At 42.5% G+C, this 19,551-nt stretch carries 16 protein-coding genes and 1 other RNA gene; 1 reads left to right on the top strand and 16 read right to left on the bottom strand.

The window, feature by feature from the left end; all coding sequences use genetic code 11:
- Positions 1-9 precede the first annotated feature (9 nt).
- The 9 genes from zapA to BM398_RS01970 form a co-directional block, all read right to left on the bottom strand.
- Positions 10-417: a cell division protein ZapA gene (gene zapA, locus BM398_RS01930; protein ID WP_026655041.1), complete on the bottom strand. Its 408-nt coding sequence runs from the start codon at positions 415-417 to the stop codon at positions 10-12.
- Between the two features lie 52 nt (positions 418-469).
- Positions 470-1,501 (bottom strand): Holliday junction branch migration DNA helicase RuvB, encoded by a 1,032-nt coding sequence (ruvB, locus tag BM398_RS01935; protein ID WP_175531796.1) that lies wholly within the window; start codon positions 1,499-1,501, stop codon positions 470-472.
- Between the two features lie 6 nt (positions 1,502-1,507).
- Positions 1,508-2,128 (bottom strand): Holliday junction branch migration protein RuvA, encoded by a 621-nt coding sequence (gene ruvA, locus BM398_RS01940; protein WP_092336180.1) that lies wholly within the window; start codon positions 2,126-2,128, stop codon positions 1,508-1,510.
- A 117-nt stretch (positions 2,129-2,245) separates the two neighbouring features.
- The gene (gene gltA, locus BM398_RS01945; protein WP_026666678.1) at positions 2,246-3,628 is read right to left on the bottom strand and encodes an NADPH-dependent glutamate synthase; all 1,383 of its coding nucleotides are present in this window, start codon (positions 3,626-3,628) and stop codon (positions 2,246-2,248) included.
- Positions 3,629-3,690: 62 nt separating this feature from the next.
- Positions 3,691-4,566 (bottom strand): sulfide/dihydroorotate dehydrogenase-like FAD/NAD-binding protein, encoded by an 876-nt coding sequence (locus BM398_RS01950; RefSeq protein ID WP_092336181.1) that lies wholly within the window; start codon positions 4,564-4,566, stop codon positions 3,691-3,693.
- A gap of 50 nt (positions 4,567-4,616) precedes the next feature.
- A complete protein-coding gene (locus BM398_RS01955) occupies positions 4,617-6,053 on the bottom strand; it encodes a chitobiase/beta-hexosaminidase C-terminal domain-containing protein (RefSeq protein WP_092336182.1) in 1,437 nt (478 codons plus the stop codon).
- Positions 6,054-6,093: 40 nt separating this feature from the next.
- The gene (folD, locus tag BM398_RS01960) at positions 6,094-6,951 is read right to left on the bottom strand and encodes a bifunctional methylenetetrahydrofolate dehydrogenase/methenyltetrahydrofolate cyclohydrolase FolD (RefSeq protein WP_092336183.1); all 858 of its coding nucleotides are present in this window, start codon (positions 6,949-6,951) and stop codon (positions 6,094-6,096) included.
- A 50-nt stretch (positions 6,952-7,001) separates the two neighbouring features.
- A complete protein-coding gene (locus BM398_RS01965) occupies positions 7,002-8,678 on the bottom strand; it encodes a formate--tetrahydrofolate ligase (protein WP_026655049.1) in 1,677 nt (558 codons plus the stop codon).
- The gene (locus BM398_RS01970) at positions 8,679-11,465 is read right to left on the bottom strand and encodes an FtsK/SpoIIIE family DNA translocase (RefSeq protein ID WP_092336184.1); all 2,787 of its coding nucleotides are present in this window, start codon (positions 11,463-11,465) and stop codon (positions 8,679-8,681) included. It abuts the gene before it with no gap.
- Positions 11,466-11,564: 99 nt separating this feature from the next.
- On the opposite strand from BM398_RS01970, the gene BM398_RS01975 reads away from it, so the two are divergent.
- Positions 11,565-12,134, top strand: coding sequence for a hypothetical protein (locus BM398_RS01975; RefSeq protein WP_026655052.1), 570 nt, complete (start codon positions 11,565-11,567; stop codon positions 12,132-12,134).
- Between the two features lie 72 nt (positions 12,135-12,206).
- Here BM398_RS01975 and BM398_RS01980 read toward each other — a convergent pair whose 3' ends face one another.
- From BM398_RS01980 to smpB, 7 genes are all read right to left on the bottom strand, one after another.
- On the bottom strand, positions 12,207-13,040 hold the full coding sequence (locus BM398_RS01980; protein ID WP_092336185.1) for a bifunctional hydroxymethylpyrimidine kinase/phosphomethylpyrimidine kinase: 834 nt from the start codon (positions 13,038-13,040) through the stop codon (positions 12,207-12,209).
- A 203-nt stretch (positions 13,041-13,243) separates the two neighbouring features.
- A complete protein-coding gene (locus BM398_RS01985; protein WP_092336186.1) occupies positions 13,244-15,016 on the bottom strand; it encodes a methyl-accepting chemotaxis protein in 1,773 nt (590 codons plus the stop codon).
- Positions 15,017-15,171: 155 nt separating this feature from the next.
- Positions 15,172-15,972, bottom strand: coding sequence for a glutamate 5-kinase (gene proB / locus BM398_RS01990; protein WP_026655055.1), 801 nt, complete (start codon positions 15,970-15,972; stop codon positions 15,172-15,174).
- Between the two features lie 97 nt (positions 15,973-16,069).
- Positions 16,070-16,738 (bottom strand): YczE/YyaS/YitT family protein, encoded by a 669-nt coding sequence (locus BM398_RS01995; RefSeq protein ID WP_092336187.1) that lies wholly within the window; start codon positions 16,736-16,738, stop codon positions 16,070-16,072.
- Positions 16,739-16,898: 160 nt separating this feature from the next.
- Positions 16,899-18,581, bottom strand: coding sequence for a glycoside hydrolase family 3 protein (locus BM398_RS02000; RefSeq protein WP_092336261.1), 1,683 nt, complete (start codon positions 18,579-18,581; stop codon positions 16,899-16,901).
- A gap of 64 nt (positions 18,582-18,645) precedes the next feature.
- Positions 18,646-19,001, bottom strand: a transfer-messenger RNA (tmRNA) gene (gene ssrA, locus BM398_RS02005).
- 82 nt (positions 19,002-19,083) lie between these two features.
- Positions 19,084-19,551: an SsrA-binding protein SmpB gene (smpB, locus tag BM398_RS02010; protein ID WP_026512786.1), complete on the bottom strand. Its 468-nt coding sequence runs from the start codon at positions 19,549-19,551 to the stop codon at positions 19,084-19,086.

The raw sequence follows: 19,551 nt of genomic DNA on the forward strand, positions 1-19,551 counted from the left end.
CCCATTAAATCACCTTTTATTACCTTTAACCTGTGTTTCTAACTGAATTATCTTTTTGGAAGAATCATCGAGTTTACTCTGAAGACTCTTGCTGTTCTTCTCGGTATTCTCAAGCTTTATCTGCGTGGCGATAAGCTCATGCTTAAGATCGTAGAGCTCTTTTTCCTTCTCGGTAAGCTGCTCTTCCATAAGTTCTATCTGCTTCTTCAACTTGAAATAGTCATCCGCAATATTAAGCTGTAACAAAACATTCTGCGTATCTACCGGCTGTCTCTTAAAGCTGTCTAACTTGTTATATTCCGCAATCTTATTGTTAATGTACGAAGCTACTTTCTGAAGATACTCCTCGCCTTCGTAGCCGCTTAAGGTGAATACTTTTCCCCCGATAATTACTTCAGTATCCGTTTTAGAAGCCATAGTTTTCTCCCTGCATAAAAAATCAACCAATAAGCAAATTTGTACTTTTAAATTATATATCGGTATCGACGGGGTTTTCAAGTCCCAAATGAGCATACGCAATATCAGTAACCACGCGCCCTCTGGGAGTTCTGTTTATGAAACCGTTCTTAATAAGATAAGGTTCGTAAACATCCTCGATGGTTCCCGGATCCTCTCCTATCGCAGCCGCCAAAGTATCGAGTCCGACAGGCTTTCCGGCAAATTTGTTTATCATGGTAAAAAGAAGATTTCTGTCCGTATGGTCAAGTCCCATCTTATCAACATCCATCAGATCAAGAGCTGTCATTGCAACTTCGCCCGTGACTTTTCCGTCAAACTTAACCTGTGCAAAATCCCTGACGCGCTTAAGTATCCTGTTTGCAAGTCTAGGCGTTCCTCTACTTCGCCTTGCCATCTCAACCGCGCCACCCTTGTCTACCTCGACATCAAGGAGCTTTGCAGACTGTAAAATGATACTGCAAAGTTCGTCAATATCATAAAACTCCATTCTGTGGATCATTCCAAATCTGTCTCTTAAAGGTGCTGAGAGCATTCCTGCTCTGGTTGTTGCTCCTATAAGCGTAAAATGAGGAAGATCCAGTCTTATAGATCTTGCAGTAGGCCCTTTTCCTATCATGATATCAATAGCATAGTCCTCCATAGCAGGGTAAAGAACTTCCTCAACCTGCCTGTTGAGACGATGTATTTCATCCACAAAAAGGATATCGCCTTCCTGAAGATTATTTAATATAGCCGCCATATCACCGGGCTTTTCGATAGCCGGTCCGCTTGTGATCTTGATATGTACGCCCATCTCATTTGCAATGATCCCTGCAAGAGTGGTCTTACCAAGTCCGGGCGGTCCGTAAAAAAGAAGGTGATCGAGACAATCTCCTCTTTTCTTCGCAGCCTCAATATATATCTTAAGGCTCTCCTTGATCTTCTTCTGTCCGATATACGAATCAAGGTTTTGAGGACGAAGAGATCCTTCGATCTTTATGTCTTCCCGATTTGCTTCCGGCGCCATTCCTCTGGCATTTGTAACAATCTTTTTCTTTTCCATGGCTGTTTAAAACATCTCCTTAAGAGCAAGTTTAAGCAGATCTTCAGTATCTGCGGCTACGCCTGCATCACTTCCGAGAACTTTTCTGACCGCTCTCATGGCATCGGATTGATTGTAACCAAGAGCCACAAGTGCAGCAACCGTCTCATCCTTTGCAGACGAGTTCTCACCCGAAAGTTCTCCTCCAAGTGAATCTCCGCCCTGTGAAAGCAACGAATCCTCCGTAACTTTAATCTTGTCTTTAAGTTCAAGAGTTATTCTCTCTGCAGTTTTTTTGCCAATTCCGGGAGCCTTTGCAATAGACGCACTGTCACCTGCAATAATCGCAAAACGAAGATCGTCCGGCGACATAACAGACAATATTGCAAGTCCGCCCTTAGGACCTATTCCGTTAACTGTAATAAGAAGTTTAAAAAGACCCAGCTCATCCCTTGAAAGGAATCCAAAAAGTGTAAACGCATCCTCTTTGACGTTTGTGTAAGTGTAAAGCTTTACCACTTCGCCAATTCCGGGCATTCTGTCCATGGTAGAACCGGAAATATTTACGTTTATTCCAATGCCGTTAACGTCTACAACGGCATTTCCCTCCTCGATACTCTCAAGAATACCATTTACATAAGCAACCATATTTTCTGTTCTTTCCGTGTTTTTTATAGATAAACGCTGATCAGATCAGTATTTATATAGATTAACAACCGTCACCCGATAACGGGTGACGGTGTTATGTCAATATTTTCGTATATATTACTTGTTCTGAAGATACTCATCAATACCCTTTGCGGCAGCTTTTCCTGCACCCATGGCAAGAATAACTGTAGCAGCGCCTGTAACAGCGTCACCGCCTGCAAATACACCGGGCTTTGATGTCTGTCCGTTGTCTTCTGCAACGATACATTTTCTCTTGTTGATATCAAGACCTGCTGTTGTTGAAGAAATAAGCGGATTAGGTGATGTTCCAAGTGACATGATAACCGCATCGCACTCAATCTCAAACTCAGAACCGGGAACCTCAACGGGGCTTCTTCTTCCTGACTCATCAGGCTCACCAAGTTCCATTCTGATACATGTGATTCCTGTTACCCAGCCGTTCTCATCAGCGTGAATCTCAACAGGATTGCAAAGAAGATCGAATATGATTCCTTCTTCCTTAGCATGTCCAACTTCTTCCTTACGTGCAGGAAGCTCTTCCTCACCACGACGATATACAACATGAACTTCTGCTCCGAGACGAAGTGCTGTTCTTGCTGCGTCCATAGCAACGTTACCGCCACCTACAACTACGCACTTCTTAGGTCTCATGATAGGAGTTCTTGAATTCTCATCAAAAGCTTTCATGAGGTTACTTCTTGTAAGGAACTCATTTGCTGAGAATACACCCATAGCCTGCTCGCCGGGGATATTCATGAATCTGGGAAGACCTGCTCCTGAGCCGATAAATACAGCCTCAAAGCCTTCCTTCTCCATAAGATCGTCTATAGTAACAGACTTGCCGATAACAACGTCTGTCTCAAGCTTAACGCCAAGTGACTTGACGTTCTCGATTTCCTTTTTAACAACAGCGTCCTTGGGAAGACGGAACTCAGGAATACCGTACACAAGAACACCGCCTGCTTCATGAAGCGCTTCGAAGATAGTTACATCGTAGCCCATCTTTGCAAGATCGCCTGCGCATGTAAGACCTGAAGGGCCTGAACCGATGATGGCAACTTTCTTGCCCTTCTTCTCCTTTGCGCCCTCGGGCTTAATACCCATCTCTCTTGCTGTATCAGCAACATATCTCTCAAGCTTACCGATTGAAACGGCATCACCCTTTATACCTCTTACGCACTGGCCTTCGCACTGGCTCTCCTGAGGGCATACACGTCCGCATACAGCGGGAAGTGCACTTGACTGGCTGATTACCTGATAAGCTTCCTCAACATTTCCCTGCTTAACCTGCTCGATAAATGCAGGAATATTGATTGATACAGGACATCCCTGTACACATTTGGGGTTCTTACAATTAAGACATCTGAGAGCTTCTTTCTCAGCTTCTTCTTTATTATATCCGAGACATACTTCTTTAAAATTAGTAGCACGTTCCTTAGCGTCCTGTTCGCGGACCGGAACTCTTACAAATCCATCCATCTTTTATTCTCCTATATAGTTATCGTAAATAGAATATATTTGCGAAACAAATCCTTTATCTATCAGTTGCAGTTTCCGCATCCACCGTGATGTGTATCACCTTCCTGAGCCTTGAGAAGAAGTCTTCCCTCCTCAGTCTTGTAGAGCTTCATACGATTCATTGCCTGGTCAAAGTCAACCTTGTGTCCGTCAAACTCAGGGCCGTCAACGCAGGCAAACTTAACCTGTCCATCAACTGTAAGACGGCAAGCTCCGCACATTCCCGTTCCGTCAACCATAATAGGATTCATGCTGACAATTGTAGGAATTCCAAGCTCTTTTGTAAGCTTGCAAACAAACTTCATCATGATCATAGGTCCGATAGCTACACAGTGATCATATTTATTTCCTTCATCCCAAAGATCCTGGAGAGCCTTTGTAACCATTCCGCTTCTTCCATAAGAACCGTCATCTGTTGTGATGTGGAGGTTACATACCTTCTTAAATCTCTCCTCCATGATAACAATATCTTTAGTCTTAGCACCGATAATAACATCGCAGTCAACACCCTGTTCTTTTAACCACTTTGCCTGAGGGTAAACAGGAGCTGTTCCTACGCCACCTGCGATAAATACGATTTTCTTTTTCTTTAAGTCTTCAATGCTCTCTTCGCAAAGATCTGAAGGCTTACCCAAAGGTCCGACAACGTCAGCCAAACAATCGCCTGCCTTAAGTTTGGAAAGTTTATGTGTTTCAGCTCCAATAGCCTGAACAACAATCTCTACAGTCCCCTTCTCTCTGTCATAGTCGCATATTGTAAGAGGAATTCTTTCTCCCTCCTCATCAACACGGATAATCAAAAACTGTCCGGGTAAACATGCGTCCGAAACACGAGGAGCCTCAACGATCATCTGATAGATGTTCGTAGTAAGCTCATTTGCCTCTAAAATCTTGAACATAGTCATCCTCCTCCAATATCTGGTAATAGTATATAAAAATAAATTACTCTTTATTTGATGGTCTTTAATGTAAATCTGCCACCGGTATCATATCCGAGATGATTAAGCGTACCGTCATGCGTATTAACGGCAAACAATCTTCCCGTCTGGGTTCTTGTTCCGTCTCCGCGGACAAATTCTTCTATGATCTTATAGTACTCACCGGCGCCCGGAACCTCAATTACGGAATCATAAATATATTCATTATGTCCGCCGCCTCGTACACTTCCCTTTTCATCAAGAAGTACATCGAGAGCAAGAAGCTTACTTACAAGTCGTTGAACAGCCTGTTCTTTGGTAACTTTTCTGTCATACGCAAGAACATATTCACGTTCGACTATCTCACTCGGATTACCTTTTTCATTATATGCAATAAACTTAAAATTAGATGTTCCCATAGGCATGGGAATAGGCTCGGTATATTCCTGTGAATCCATGGTCGGATCTGAACCGTCGGTTGTATAATAGATCCTGCATCCATCACCCGCTATGGCTACTATCATGGTGTTTTCTTTATAATCACCACTTGGTTCCATGATCTCGGGAGTAGGTGCCGTTCCGCCTTCTATTATAAAAGTTCTTTCAACGACAGAGCTTGATACACCATATTCATTGATAGCTATTGCTTTAATGTTGTATTCACCGTCTTTATCAATCTCAAATTCACTTCTGTACGCTTCGCTTCTCTTTGTAGGAGCGTCACCGTTTATTGTGTAATAAATGCTTGAAGCGTCATCGACCGAAATTGAAACTGTGACTTTTTCCTCGTATGTTCCGTCTCCGGGAGTGAGTTCGGGGTCACTTGGCACATATTCTTTTCTAAGTGCCTCAGCAGATTCATTCTGACCTTCATTAAGAATCTCAGCTATTTTATCATATTCTCCCGCCTGTTTATATATCGAAATTATACTTTCGTACGCTGATGTGACAGAATCTTTTGGGTAAATTGACGAATCGGTTATTATTCTCAGCGTATCAACCGCATTTCCGGTCGATCCGAGTTCAAGATAACAATCCGCCAGTCTGAAAATAATATCTGTATTATAGGGGTATCTCTTATTTCCTTCCGTGAGGTAGGCAACCGCCTCATACGTGTTGCCGTTACTCTTTGCTTTTTCGGCAAGTTTAAGGTATTTAGCTCCTGTTCTGTCCTGAGACATAAATATCACAGTGACAAAAAGAACCAGGATCAGTATTCCTAAAAGACTTCCAATGATGACATTCTTCTTTTGCTTAATATATTCAAAAACATCATCTGCATTTCTGTATTTGATCACAACTTTGGGCTTATCATCTTTAATGAGTCTATCTGCAATCGATGATAGCGTTGTATCTATTTCATTTTCCACTTCCGGCTCAAACTCCGGAACAATATTTATCTCCGCGCCACATTTATCACAGTACAGATGTCCATCGGGTATCTCGGCGCCGCAATTATGACATTTCATATCTTATACTCCACTATTATCTCTACTCTTTTTTCTACAATCATCTAAACATTGTAGCAGCTTCATAACAGTTGTTCATAAGCATAGCAATAGTCATTGGGCCAACGCCACCGGGAACCGGTGTAATTGCCGAAGCAATCTCTTTTACCTCATCAAAGCATACATCACCGCAAAGCTTACCGTCTTCATTTCGGTTAATTCCGACATCTATTACAACTGCACCTTCTTTTACATGATCTTTGGTGATCATACCGGCTTTGCCAACAGCTGCAATAAGAATATCCGCTCTCTTGCAGACTTCCTTAAGGTTCTTTGTTTTGGAATGCGCAACCGTAACGGTCGCATTCTCTCTGAGCATCAGCATTGACATTGGTTTGCCGACAATATTGGATCTTCCAACGATAACACATTCTTTGCCGGCTATATCTATCTTGCCGTCGCACCCTCTCTTTAAAAGCTGGATGACTCCGGCCGGAGTGCAGGATACAAAACCTTTCTCTCCTATGCAAAGTGCACCGACATTCATCGGATGGAATCCGTCTACGTCTTTCTTCGGACTAATGGCATCGATAACCGTCTTCTCATCAATCTGTGAAGGAAGCGGCATCTGAACGAGTATTCCGTTGACGTCATCTCTGTTGTTGAGTTCATCGATAAGCTTAAGCAGCTCTTCCTGCGAAGTTTCCTTCGGAAGCTCATAAGAAAGAGATCTGTAACCTATATACTCACATGCCTTCTTCTTATTCCTTACGTAAACCTGAGAAGCAGGATCTTCTCCGACAAGGATCACGGCAAGAGTAACCTCTATTCCCTGTTCCTTAAGACGGGCCGTTTTTTCTTTCAGTTCATCTTTAATAATCTGCGAAATCGCTTTTCCATCTATAATCTGTGCGCTCATGTGTACTCCTAAATGTAAATAGTTTTTATGATGATCAAATCAGTATTGCATCAGAACAATCCAGTAATCTTGCCATTCTCGTCAACATCGATGTCGTAAGCGGCAGGATGCTTGGGAAGTCCCGGCATTGTCATGATGGCACCTGTGAGTGCAACCACAAATCCCGCGCCGGCGGAAACATAAACTTCTCTTACAGTTATATTGTATCCGGTAGGTCTTCCAAGGAGACTCGGATCATCAGACAATGAATACTGAGTCTTTGCCATACATACCGGAAGTTTTGAAAATCCCATTTCTTCGATCTTCGCGATCTGTCTGCTTGCAGCAGGTGTATATGTTACTCCGTCTGCCCCGTAAATCTCTGTAGCAACCGTACCAATCTTGTCCTTGATCGACATATCATCACTGTAGATAGGCGCATAGTTACTTGGCTTTGTATTAATTGTATCAATAACTTCTTTTGCAAGAGCTTCGCCGCCTTCACCGCCTTTTGCCCAAACTTCGGCAAGCGCAAATCTGCAATCCTTTTTCTCGCAGAACTCTTTTACAAAATTAGTCTCTTCTTCTGTATCTGTAATAAAGGAGTTGAGTGTTACAACAACGGGAACACCATACTTCTGGATATTCTCGATGTGCTTCTCAAGGTTTACAATTCCCTTCTTAAGAGCTTCAAGGTTCTCTTTTCCAAGTTCTGTCTTGGGAACTCCTCCGTTATACTTAAGCGCTTTGATTGTCGCAACAAGAACAACCGCATCAGGCTTAAGTCCTGCTATTCTGCACTTGATATCAAGGAACTTCTCAGCTCCGAGATCCGCACCGAATCCTGCCTCGGTAACGGTGTAATCAGCAATAGAAAGAGCTGTCTTGGTAGCTCTTACCGAGTTACAACCGTGTGCGATATTTGCGAAAGGACCGCCGTGAACAATAACAGGTGTGTGCTCAAGTGTCTGAACAATATTGGGCTTAAGCGCATCTTTCAAAAGAGCTGCCATCGCTCCGACAGCCTGAAGATCACCTGCTGTTACAGGCTCACCCTTAAAGTTATATGCAACAATTATGTTTGAAAGTCTCTTCTTGAGATCTTCAAGATCGCTTGAAAGGCAAAGAATAGCCATGATCTCAGAAGCAACTGTGATAACGAAATGATCTTCTCTCGGAACACCGTCTGCCTTTGCGCCAAGTCCCACAACAATATTTCTGAGGGCACGGTCGTTCATATCCTCAGCTCTTTTCCAGATGATCTGTCTTGTATCGATCATGAGCTCATTGCCCTGCTGGATATGATTATCAAGAAGTGCGGCAAGCAGATTGTTTGCAGAAGTGATCGCATGGAAATCACCTGTGAAATGAAGGTTTAAGTCTTCCATAGGAACAACCTGAGCATATCCGCCACCTGCGGCTCCTCCCTTTATACCAAAACAAGGTCCGAGTGAAGGTTCTCTGAGCGCAATAACAGTCTTATGTCCGAGTCTGTTAAGGGCATCTCCGAGTCCTACGGATACAGTTGTTTTTCCTTCTCCTGCGGGAGTGGGGTTGATCGCTGTAACAAGAATAAGTTTTCCTTTCTTGTTATTTTCAGCCTTTTTAAGATATTCCTCAGTAAGTTTAGCCTTGTATTTTCCGTAAAACTCAAGGTCGTCCTCTTCAACACCTACTGACTTTGCAACCTCTTTGATATGAAGCATTTTGGCTTCCTGTGCGATTTCGATATCACTTTTTACTCCCATTTATTCTCCTCCTACCATTTGTTCAAATTCAACTTTTGTCATAAGGACTTTTCTTGGCTTGGTGCCTTCTTCATCACCTACAACACCGGCTTCGCAAAGCTGATCCATGATTCTGGCCGCTCTGTTAAATCCAATCTTAAACACTCTCTGAAGCATTCCGATAGATGCTTTCTCTTTATCAATGATCATCTCTCCGGCCTGGACAAAGTACTCGTCTCTGGCAGATGCCGCATCGCCTGAACCTGCTGATGCGCTACCTCCGCCCTGGCTCTGAATGTTCTGAATCTGCTGTTCTATTTCCTCACCGTAAGATGATTCAATTCCCTGATTTCTCAGGAAATCTGTAACTGCCTGAACTTCCTTATCAGAAACAAATGCGCCCTGCATTCGTGCCGGCTTTGTATATCCCTGAGGATAAAAGAGCATGTCTCCCTTTCCAAGGAGCTTCTCCGCACCGGTTATATCAAGGATAGTTCTTGAGTCAACACCACTTGATACGGCGAAGGCAACTCGGCTCGGCATGTTGGCCTTAATAAGACCCGTGATAACGTCAACCGAAGGTCTCTGAGTTGCTATGATCAAATGAATACCGGCTGCTCTCGCAAGCTGAGTAAGTCGGCAGATTGCATCCTCAACTTCATTTGCGGAAACCATCATAAGGTCTGCAAGCTCATCAACGATAACGACAAGTTGTGGAAGAACCTGTTTCTCCGGATCACCGCTGTTTTCAACGAATTTGTTATATCCCTTGAGATCTCGGACACCCGCCTCGGCAAACTTCTTATATCTGTTTGTCATCTCGGCAACAGCCCAGTTAAGCGCAGCCGCAGCTTTTTTAGGATCTGTCACAACAGGAATCATAAGGTGCGGGATTCCGTTGTAAACGCTGAGCTCAACGATCTTGGGATCGATCATGATCATCTGAACTTCTTCAGGTTTAGCCTTATAGATAAGGCTCATGATTATTGTATTTATACATACGGACTTACCCGATCCAGTAGCACCCGCGATAAGAAGGTGCGGCATCTTGGAAATATCCGTAACTACCGTCTTTCCTGCTATGTCTTTGCCGACAGCAAAGGCAAGCTTCGATGAAAACTCCTTAAACTCTCTTGACTCAAAAAGATCTCTTAATGCAACAGCCTGATTTTCCTTGTTCGGAACTTCGATTCCGACTGCAGCTTTACCCGGAATGGGCGCTTCTATTCGGATATCTCTTGCAGCAAGGTTCATCTTGATATCATCGGCAAGTCCGACGATCTTGTTGACCCTGACTCCCGCTTCGGGCTGAAGTTCAAATCTTGTTACAGAAGGGCCCTGGCTTATATCCGTAACAGTTACATTTACGCCGAAAGTCTTAAGTGTCTCCTGCAATTTAAGTGCCGTTTCCTTAAGCTGTCTTGCAGTCTCGAGGTTTTTATTCTTAACACCCTTCTCCAATAGACTTACAGGAGGGAATACGTATTTCTTGGCAATTGCACGTTTATGTGCCTCAATCTCTTTTTCCATTCCGACATTAACCGTATGCGGTCCGGGACCTGAAGGAACATGCACTGCTTCGGCTGTCGATGTGATCTTGGACGAAGCGCCGGGCGATCTGGAAATATGATCCTGAGCATGTATCGCATAATCGCCGTTCATGCCGTTTCCAAGATCTTCTGCATGTATCGGTACATCGGGAAGAATATCTTCCGGTGCTTCTTCAGGAGCAGCCTTTGCAACAAGCTTACCGTGATTATCAGGTAAAGCAACAGGCTCCTCTTCCTTTGATGAACCAAAATCCATGCTGTGAATTCTGGGCTCGGTGACAAGGACTCTTTGTCCGTCAGGTTCAATGTTTGTCTCTATCTCATGCTTATTGAGCATGATCTCATGAATATCGTCGTGGAACTCTTCCTCATCGGGAATAAATACGTTCCCGACATTTTCCTCTTTATTATCACCATAAATATGGATATTATCACTTTTTTCTTCTTCAACATCTTCTTTGGTGATGTTGGTATCGAGCATTACTCCCCGGACATTTTTCTCCATCCTGAGGATCTTTGCGTCTTCTTTTTGTTCAATGGCAAGGCGCTTTTCTTCTTTTATCTCAGCTCTGCGCTTCTCTGCCATCTCACGCCTTCTCTCGGCGTAGTCTCTGTAATTTGCAGCATCTTCTCTTGTCTTCTCAATAAGTTTCCTGCTACCGTTTCTGATACCACCGACAAAAGACTGTTCGGTAAATATCACCATGCTCACAATGCCTATAAGAAGCAGTACAAGAGCCGTTCCCGCAAATGACAGGTGTTTGTACAATACATAAGCAAGGGTACCGCCGAAGAATCCGCCTCCGTCTCTACCCGCTTTTGCCGAATTAAATATAAATGCAACATCGTAATTCTGCGCCTGCTGTGGTCTGTTCGTAAAAAGCTCCGCGATTATACCAATCATAAAGAAAAGTACAATTCCGGAAACGACCTTACGCTGCGCCGCACTTGAGCCATAATTTGCCACTGAAATAAGAACAGCGCCCAATGCCACAAGTGGTGCAAAATACGCCGTAATGCCGAAAAAGCCAAATAGTATTCCGCTTACTGCACTACCAAGCTCTCCGCAAACACCGAAATTACATAAGAAAAGGAAAATTGTCAAAGCGACCATTGCAATAACCACAAGTTCGCTTCTCAAAGAATAGTCAATTTCTTCTGCTTTTCTGGCGGAAGTGTTTGCTCTGGAGTAGCTTCTACCCGTACTCCTCGAAGCGGTCTTTCTTGTCTGTTTTCTACCATTATTACTCTGTGCCATATTCTCCCCTTGATTTATACAAAACTCTTATAAGTATACCATTTTCTAAACCCATATGCTATACTAACGTTATTGTAGTTTTGCGTAAAGGAGATAAAAATGGAATTCACACAGGAGTTAGAAACAGGCACTTTTAAAATGGTCGGCGCAGCGGAAGCAACTTTAAAACTTAAAGAAGTCGCCGAAAAGTGCAGACTTGTCAGAACAGACAACGGGGTTAAAGTAGAGCTTGCATACACAGGTCCTAACGCCGGTAAATATATGCAATACATTGAAAAGCATAAAGAAGAGCTTACAAAGTATCTAATGAATCCCGACGAAACCGATCTTTACGAATGGATGGAATCATCACATCAAAGTCCCATCACTCTCAAGAAACATGAGAAAGAAAAGCTGCTTTTGTATGTAAATTTTGATCCTACTACAAGAATTATGTTAACAGGAATTGCCGACGAAAACGTAACTCTTAAACTCGGCGCTCCTCTTATGGAAATTAACATCGACGAACTCACAAGAGACGAGTTCAAGCTCAAAATCTACAACATGCTTTTACTCGCCGATGAAATTGCAGTTCTTATGGGAAATCTCGACCTCCGCAAGATGTCAAATATCCAGATTGTAAAAACATATCTCGCAGAAATTTACGACAAATATCATGAAAACCCTTGATTCAAAACTTAAAGCGGTGTAATGAGCTTCAATACTCTTTACACCGCTTTTCTATTGCAACAATCTATATATTTATAAAATAAGCATTCCGAGATTCTTTTCAAATGCTATTCCTTCATTTCCCGAAGTACCGCCTTTTTCAGCATCTTCTACAGACGCACGTATGAAATCTCCCGCAAGTTTTGAGGCTTCAAGAACATTCATACCGTTAAGGATTCCTCCAAAAAGAACTGCTGCAAAAAGATCTCCCGTTCCCGAATAATGAACGCCGTTCGTATGAGACTTTATAAGGCCGTGGCCGTCTTCCGTAATCATAAGATTTCCGACTTCGCCCGCTTCAGGTACCGGTATTCCCGTAACGGCTATTATCTGCTTTCTTGCTCCTCTGACTTTTCCGGAAACTTCAAGTATATAATTTATAAGCTCATCTCCCGAATACTTACGGTACTCACCGGGATCAACATCCGCAAGAAGACAAAGCTCCGTTATATTCGGTGTGATTATGTCAGCCTCTTTGACCATCTCCTTAATCGCGCCTAGAAGCTCTTCCGAATAATTCATGTACCTCTCGCCGTCATCTCCAAGCACGGGATCAACAAGCACGCGTGTGCCTTTAGTCTTAAAAGCCTTTATAAACTCAAGCGCATTATTAGCCTGTACCTCGTTCAGCATAAATCCGGTAATAATTCCGTCAAAACACGCTTTTTGCTCTTTGTATTTGGCTGTATACTCCGGTATAACTCCCGTAAGGTCCTTACAATAATATGATGAAAAGCCCGTCTGAGCACTGAGTACCGCTGTCGGCACCGCACATGTTTCTATTCTCATTGCCGAAAAGACTGAAATATCTGCCACAAGTGAACATTTTCCCAAACCGGAAAGATCATTTATTGCCGCTACTCTCATTATGTTTCCTCTCTCGCCTGTTTATTTATAGCACTTTTCTACTATACTTCTATTCTGGTATCACATAAATAGACAGCTTTATATAATTATTAAATACCAGTATTGTTTACCGCTTATTTGACCCTTATTTACAACAAAAAAGGCACGACCCAACAATGATATGAGCCATGCCTTATAAATCTAATCAAACAGCGATCCAAAGATCACAGATTAACGAACTGCTTTGTGCTGTCAGAAAGCTGGTTTGTAACACGGTTATTGTTATCCATAGCCTCTCCGATACCCTGCATTTCTCCGACAATCTCTGTCGAGTTAGATGCTGAAGTATTGATCGCTACAGTGCTTTCCTTAACAGACTCACTGATTGAAGTAACGGATGTTGCCATCTCAGCCATGATCGCATTGAGATTATCAGCCTTCGCATTGAACTTGCTAAGCATATTATCAATGATTACAGCCGTATTTCCGTACTTCTCACCGATTTCTACAAATGAATCATAATCGGAAAGAACTGTTGTGTTGATGAAATCAAGAACCTGAAGTGCGTTATCTGAAAGGTCCTTAACGGCACTTGTAACATTCTGGCTGATTGCCTGAATATTTCCGGCTGTCTGTCTGCTGTTTTCAGCAAGTGAACTGATTTCTTCAGCAACAACCGCAAATCCCTTACCTGCTTCACCGGCTCTTGCCGCTTCGATACTTGCATTAAGCGCAAGAAGATTTGTCTGTGATGCGATATCAAGAATGACATTTGTAAGCTCACCAATCTGGTTAACCTGCTCACTCTCTTTAACAGACATCTCAAGAACCTTACTGAGCTCTTCCATCTTCGCACCTGTGTTGCTCTTCTTAAGATTAGCTTCATCACGAACGCTTGATGCCTCAACCTTGATCTCGGTCGCAGCTTCCTGTCCACCGTATACTTCATCATTTATGCTCTGAGTAGCACGTTTAACATCTTCAAGCTTATCAAGCATACGATTTGCTGTATGTGATACATTCTCCATACTTGCAGAAAGTTCTTCGAGAGCTGCCGATGTATTTGAAACATTGTCATTTGCCTTCTGAATCTTCATGGATACTTCTTCTTCAGAAGTAGCAAGCACCAATGCACCCTCTCTGATCTCACGCATGATTGTCTGAAGAGTTTCAATGAATCTGTTGAATCCCTTCTTGAAGTATATAAGCTCAGAATCAACGCTTGTCGTAATTCTCGAAGTAAGGTCACCCTGACCGTTATCGATTTCATCAATGATCCTGTTAACCTCATTGGACATTGAAGTAATCTTACGGATAATAAGGAAATAGTTCATGAAGAACGTTGCAATAATGCAAAGAATAAAGATGCTAAGTCCGATGATAGTTTTTGCTACCGCACCGTTTCTCATATCTATCATGTCATAGATAGATCCTGTTGCGATCTGCTCCACAGCGTAATTAAGATCCTGCAAATTCTGCTCCACTACCCCAAGCTGATCCTTTACGTCTGTTTCCATCATGTGCGCACATGAAGCACCTTGCGCCTTCTTCGCAAGCTCATATGCCTCATCAACAAGACTTACATACTTCTCAACACTTTCCGATAACTGCTGAGCTACACCCAAAGCCTTAACCGAATACTCACTTGTATTCTTGCCAAGCTCATCCATAAGATCTGTCAGATTCTTTTTAAGTTCCGATCCGTTCTGCTGTACCACATTCTCAAAGTTCTTCTTCTGTTCTCTGTCCGTATATATATAACTAAAAGGCTGAGAATACAAAAAATAGACCTTAGCCGATATCTTGCCTTCGTAATTATTTACATTGGCAATATACGACATAAGGGAAGATGACATGTTAACGGAATTGTCCAACGAATCCATCGTTGTAAACATAACCAATCCAAAAACAAGTGCCATTATAACGTTAACGGCAATAACCTGAGAAAGAATAGAATTAAACCACTTAATACCACTTTTTTTTCGTTTGTGTCCCATATAACCCTCCAGATGCTAGTTGTAATAAAGCGCATTAGTTTACTTAATAATATAATTGCATTATAATTTAAGCAAGCTGAGTTAATATAAATCGTAAAAATTTCATATATTTATGCAAGTATTTGCAAGAAATCGGTTAAAAAAATGCTACTTTATCACTGCTCCTTAGCAACAAAAAGTGTTCCCACTTTCTTTTTTTCGATAATATCATACAACTTTTCCGGATTTTTTCCGTTGGTAATAAGCACGTCTATTCCATGCGATGTAGCAAGCTCTGCCGCTTCAAGTTTAGTGATCATTCCGCCGGTTCCTCTGTTGGAGCCCGATCCGGACGCAACACTCTTAAGCTCTTCAGTTATCTCCTCTACCCTGCTTATAACCTTTGCATTGGGATCCGTATTGGGATTGCCGTCGTAAAGCCCGTCAATATCAGAGAAAATAATCAGCTTACTTGCATTACAGAAAATAGCAACAAGCGCAGAGAGCATATCATTGTCGGAAAAAAGCTTCTTATCCGATTCAATCTCTGTATGGCTAACCGAATCATTTTCATTAACTATGGGAATAATATGATTTTCCAAGAGGGCATCGAATGTATTCTTGAGATTCTCGCTTCTTACAGGATTGCAGAAATCCGCATTATCAAGCAATATCTGTCCGACCATTCTGTTATATTCACCAAAGAATTTATCATAAAGATGCATGAGCTCTGTCTGTCCGACCGCTGCAGCCGCCTGCTTGAGCCTTATCTCCTTGGGCTTCTGGGCAAGACGCATCTTTCCTGCGCCTACCGCAATCGCTCCCGAAGATACCAGCACCAGGTCGTACCCCAGATTCTCAACGCCGGACAGTGCTCTGCATAAATGATCAAGTGAACGAATATCAACATTTCCACTGTCATTCGTTATAGTAGATGTTCCAACTTTTACAACTATTCTCTTCTTACTTACGCTCATTTCAATTCCTTCTTCACTTTATCAGAATAAATTGATTTTATATTGGCATGGTTAATTAGTCAAGAAGTTGCTAAATTGAGCCTGTGAAGCAAGATAATTAGTTACCTTTTTCTAGAAATGGTCTCGCAAATCTAACGTTAAAGAAGTCGATAAGCGGTCCCATAAAGAATGCCGTGATAATTGTTCCGACTCCTGCGATCGTCGGTATCGCAGACAAAGAATTGCCTGCCGTCACAAACAACACGCATCCGATAACAACGCATACAAGGTCTGTGCAGATTCGTATGTATTTGAATTTGCCAAGTTTCCACTTCGATGACATGACAATAGCCACGGCATCATAAGTAGACACTCCTAGATCCGCGGTCATATAAAGAGCAGACCCAAAGCAGATTATCACGATACCTATCAAAAGACATAATACACGTGCCGGCATTGACGGATTGGGAATAAGTTTCCGGAGAAATTCCAATGTAAACTGTGTTATATATCCCAAAAGAAAAAGATTTATAAATGTCGCAATGCCTATATTATGTCTGTCGGCAACAAGACTAAAGATCAGAAGCACCGCATTGACTATCACATAAAGCGTGCCAAATTCAATAGGAATAAGTGAGTCAAGTCCGCTCATAAGAGACTGAAACGGATCGACTCCAAGTGCCGCAAGCTTAAAGATACCAACACTTATCGCGCATATAATAACACCAAAAAGTGACATGAATATGCGTCTTTTTCTCTCTTTTATAAATGTAGCGATATTAGACATATTTTTTCTCTCCTCATAAAAAACATTCTGATTCAAGAGAAGATGATAGCATCGCATTTTTATATTTACTTCCTATATTTTGATGTTTATGCTATCAAATTTTGTCCTATTAAATTCAAAAACGGCACCGGATAATTCCAATGCCGTTTATATCCAAATATTACGAAAACAACTTGTAGATTGCCGCAGTCACATTAATTCCGGGTCCGTAGCATGCCACCAGCGCATCTGCGTTATTGTAGTTTGCAAGATCATACGGAAGATTTGTACTGAGCACCACGCTCTTTTTGCCACTTGTCTTTGTTTTCTCAATCAACGCATTTATCGAAGCAGTGTTTTTCAAATCCTCTCCCGTCGCGCAAGAAGATATGCATATGACCACATCCGCTTTCCGGATATCAGAATCGGCAGTGGCCGGTAATCCGCCTTCAATGCTCACATATGTAACAGACTTTACTCCCGCCTTTTGAACACCTGACTTTATCGCAGATAATTCATCTTTCTTAGGATAAAAAATAACTACCTTCTTATCTTTTCCGACAGGACAAACGCCGTCATTTTTCTCTTCCTTAACGCCTGCTGTTGCAAGCTCCCATTCAACGGCTTTATGCTGCTTAGAGCCGACCACGCTTGCAGCCTTCTGTGGAGAAGCTTCTACGGAAGTATCCAAAAATCCGTATTTATCCTTAGCCTGCAAAATTCTCATCACAGAATCATTCAGTCTTGCTTCGGAAATCTCTCCGCTTTTGACCTTAGCCGCAAGAGCTTCAATATACGCATCCACATCCTTCAAACTCTTGGACGAAGTAAGGCTTACAGGCATCAAAATGATATCCGCGCCGGCATTTATCGCTCTGGCCGATGCATCAATCTTGTCAAAATTCGTAGATATCGCGTCCATCTCCATAGAGTCGGTAATGATAAGCCCCTTATATCCAAGCTTTCCTCTTAGGATCTCCGTCAAAAACTTCTTTGACAAAGTCGCGGGTAAATATATCTTTTGTCCCGAAGACTTTGAAACACACATCTCCTTCTCTATCTGCGGGTACTGAATATGCGCCGTCATTATAAAGTCCGAAGCCGAAGCAAGAGAAGCATACGGAACAAGCTCAGTTTTCTCTAATTCCTCATATGTCTTATTGACCTTTGGCAGTCCCGTATGGCTGTCTACATCCGTATCTCCGTGTCCCGGAAAGTGCTTAAGACAAGTCATTACGTTCTGTCCGTGAAGACCGTTTACATACTGCAATCCAAACTGCGTTACAACACCCGGATCTTCCGAAAAAGACCTGACACCTATAACAGGATTTGCCGGATTACTGTTCACATCCACAACCGGTGCAAAATCAAGATTAAATCCCTGAACAGCCAGTTCCTCGCCGATCACGTTTGCAGCCTTATAAGCATTTGCAGCATCACCCGTCGCCGCAACAGCCATATTCCCCGGCATCTTCGTACCTGTCTTTAGACGTGTGACTCTTCCACCTTCCTGATCGACAGCCACGAACATCTTGGATTTAAAGCCACCGCTTAAATGCGCTTTCTGGATGCTGTTGATCAGCTTCGTTGTCTGAGCCGCATCCTTAGTATTCTGTGAAAAAAGAATGACTCCGCCAAAATCATATTTTTTTAAAGCACCTGTAATCTCCGAATTTAAAGAAGTCAGCTCTTTGTCGTTCCAGGTTCGCATCGACGGCATGATCATCTGAGCCAGCTTTTGTTCCACCGTCATTGATGAAGCAATAGCCTCAACCGACTCCTTCGCTTTTGCATAACCACCGTTATTGCAAGATACCCCTGTTGCCATCACGCATGCCAAAAGAATTGATGTAAATCGCCTCATATGATTACCTTCCTGCTGTACATTTTCAAATATTGAAAAAGCGCGTAACCACGCGCTTTTTAAGTTATGGATTAGACGGGAGTCGAACCCGTGTCCAAAAATTCATCCCCTGTACTTCTACTATCATAGTCAATTATTGCGGGATTCTGCATCCCTGTTCCCTCATGCCTGCAGTAATTGACAACCGCAAACAATCGGTAGCTTCATGATACGACCACAACCGCAAAGCTTAAGCTGTGTCGTTTCCTACAAGTTTTGACGCCGATTACCGGATATGTAGGTGTACCCGGGTCGACGGGCTGCACTTAGGCAGCGTATGCTAAATTATCGTTAGCGTTTAATTTTAATTTGAGGTTTAACGCACCATCCTGCGGATAGCTTCTCCAGCTTCAAAATCCCTGTCGAAACCTTTACTAACCCTTATTAAATTATATGCAAAGAGCCTGAGGCTCTTATTGCTTATTAAGTATATCGTCTAAACAGCCTTTTATCAACAGCTTTATCACTTAAATCTCATCTTGAATTCTTTTTCCGCTTCTCTCTGCTGATCCTTCTTGGCCATATCGGCACGCTTATCATACAGCTTCTTACCTTTGGCAAGTCCGATTTCAACCTTGACCCTACCGTTCTTAAAGTACACTTCAAGCGGAACAAGTGTATATCCCTGAACCATCTTCTGCTGGTCAAGTTTTCTGATCTCAGTCTTGTGTAAAAGAAGTTTCTTAACCCTGAGCGGATCCTTATTGAAGATGTTTCCCTTCTCATACGGAGTGATATTCATTCCCATGATAAAAGCTTCACCTTTATCAATACTGATCCAAGCCTCTTTTATACTGCACTTTCCCTGGCGGATAGATTTAACTTCCGTTCCGAAAAGTTCAATACCTGCCTCGTATTTTTCTTCTATGAAATAATCGTGATAAGCCTTTTTATTATTGGCTACCAGCTTTCTTGCCTTATCTTCTGCCAT

The organism is Butyrivibrio sp. M55 (genome assembly GCF_900116865.1).
Lineage (GTDB): Bacteria > Bacillota > Clostridia > Lachnospirales > Lachnospiraceae > Butyrivibrio.

What these genes read in the sequence shown, in the direction of transcription:
- zapA (WP_026655041.1), bottom strand. Translation starts at nt 417, where the DNA reads ATGGCTTCTAAAACGGATACTGAAGTAATTATCGGGGGAAAAGTATTC.
- ruvB (WP_175531796.1), bottom strand. Translation starts at nt 1,501, where the DNA reads ATGGAAAAGAAAAAGATTGTTACAAATGCCAGAGGAATGGCGCCGGAA.
- ruvA (WP_092336180.1), bottom strand. Translation starts at nt 2,128, where the DNA reads ATGGTTGCTTATGTAAATGGTATTCTTGAGAGTATCGAGGAGGGAAAT.
- gltA (WP_026666678.1), bottom strand. Translation starts at nt 3,628, where the DNA reads ATGGATGGATTTGTAAGAGTTCCGGTCCGCGAACAGGACGCTAAGGAA.
- BM398_RS01950 (WP_092336181.1), bottom strand. Translation starts at nt 4,566, where the DNA reads ATGTTCAAGATTTTAGAGGCAAATGAGCTTACTACGAACATCTATCAG.
- BM398_RS01955 (WP_092336182.1), bottom strand. Translation starts at nt 6,053, where the DNA reads ATGAAATGTCATAATTGCGGCGCCGAGATACCCGATGGACATCTGTAC.
- folD (WP_092336183.1), bottom strand. Translation starts at nt 6,951, where the DNA reads ATGAGCGCACAGATTATAGATGGAAAAGCGATTTCGCAGATTATTAAA.
- BM398_RS01965 (WP_026655049.1), bottom strand. Translation starts at nt 8,678, where the DNA reads ATGGGAGTAAAAAGTGATATCGAAATCGCACAGGAAGCCAAAATGCTT.
- BM398_RS01970 (WP_092336184.1), bottom strand. Translation starts at nt 11,465, where the DNA reads ATGGCACAGAGTAATAATGGTAGAAAACAGACAAGAAAGACCGCTTCG.
- BM398_RS01975 (WP_026655052.1), top strand. Translation starts at nt 11,565, where the DNA reads ATGGAATTCACACAGGAGTTAGAAACAGGCACTTTTAAAATGGTCGGC.
- BM398_RS01980 (WP_092336185.1), bottom strand. Translation starts at nt 13,040, where the DNA reads ATGAGAGTAGCGGCAATAAATGATCTTTCCGGTTTGGGAAAATGTTCA.
- BM398_RS01985 (WP_092336186.1), bottom strand. Translation starts at nt 15,016, where the DNA reads ATGGGACACAAACGAAAAAAAAGTGGTATTAAGTGGTTTAATTCTATT.
- proB (WP_026655055.1), bottom strand. Translation starts at nt 15,972, where the DNA reads ATGAGCGTAAGTAAGAAGAGAATAGTTGTAAAAGTTGGAACATCTACT.
- BM398_RS01995 (WP_092336187.1), bottom strand. Translation starts at nt 16,738, where the DNA reads ATGTCTAATATCGCTACATTTATAAAAGAGAGAAAAAGACGCATATTC.
- BM398_RS02000 (WP_092336261.1), bottom strand. Translation starts at nt 18,581, where the DNA reads ATGAGGCGATTTACATCAATTCTTTTGGCATGCGTGATGGCAACAGGG.
- smpB (WP_026512786.1), bottom strand. Translation starts at nt 19,551, where the DNA reads ATGGCAGAAGATAAGGCAAGAAAGCTGGTAGCCAATAATAAAAAGGCT.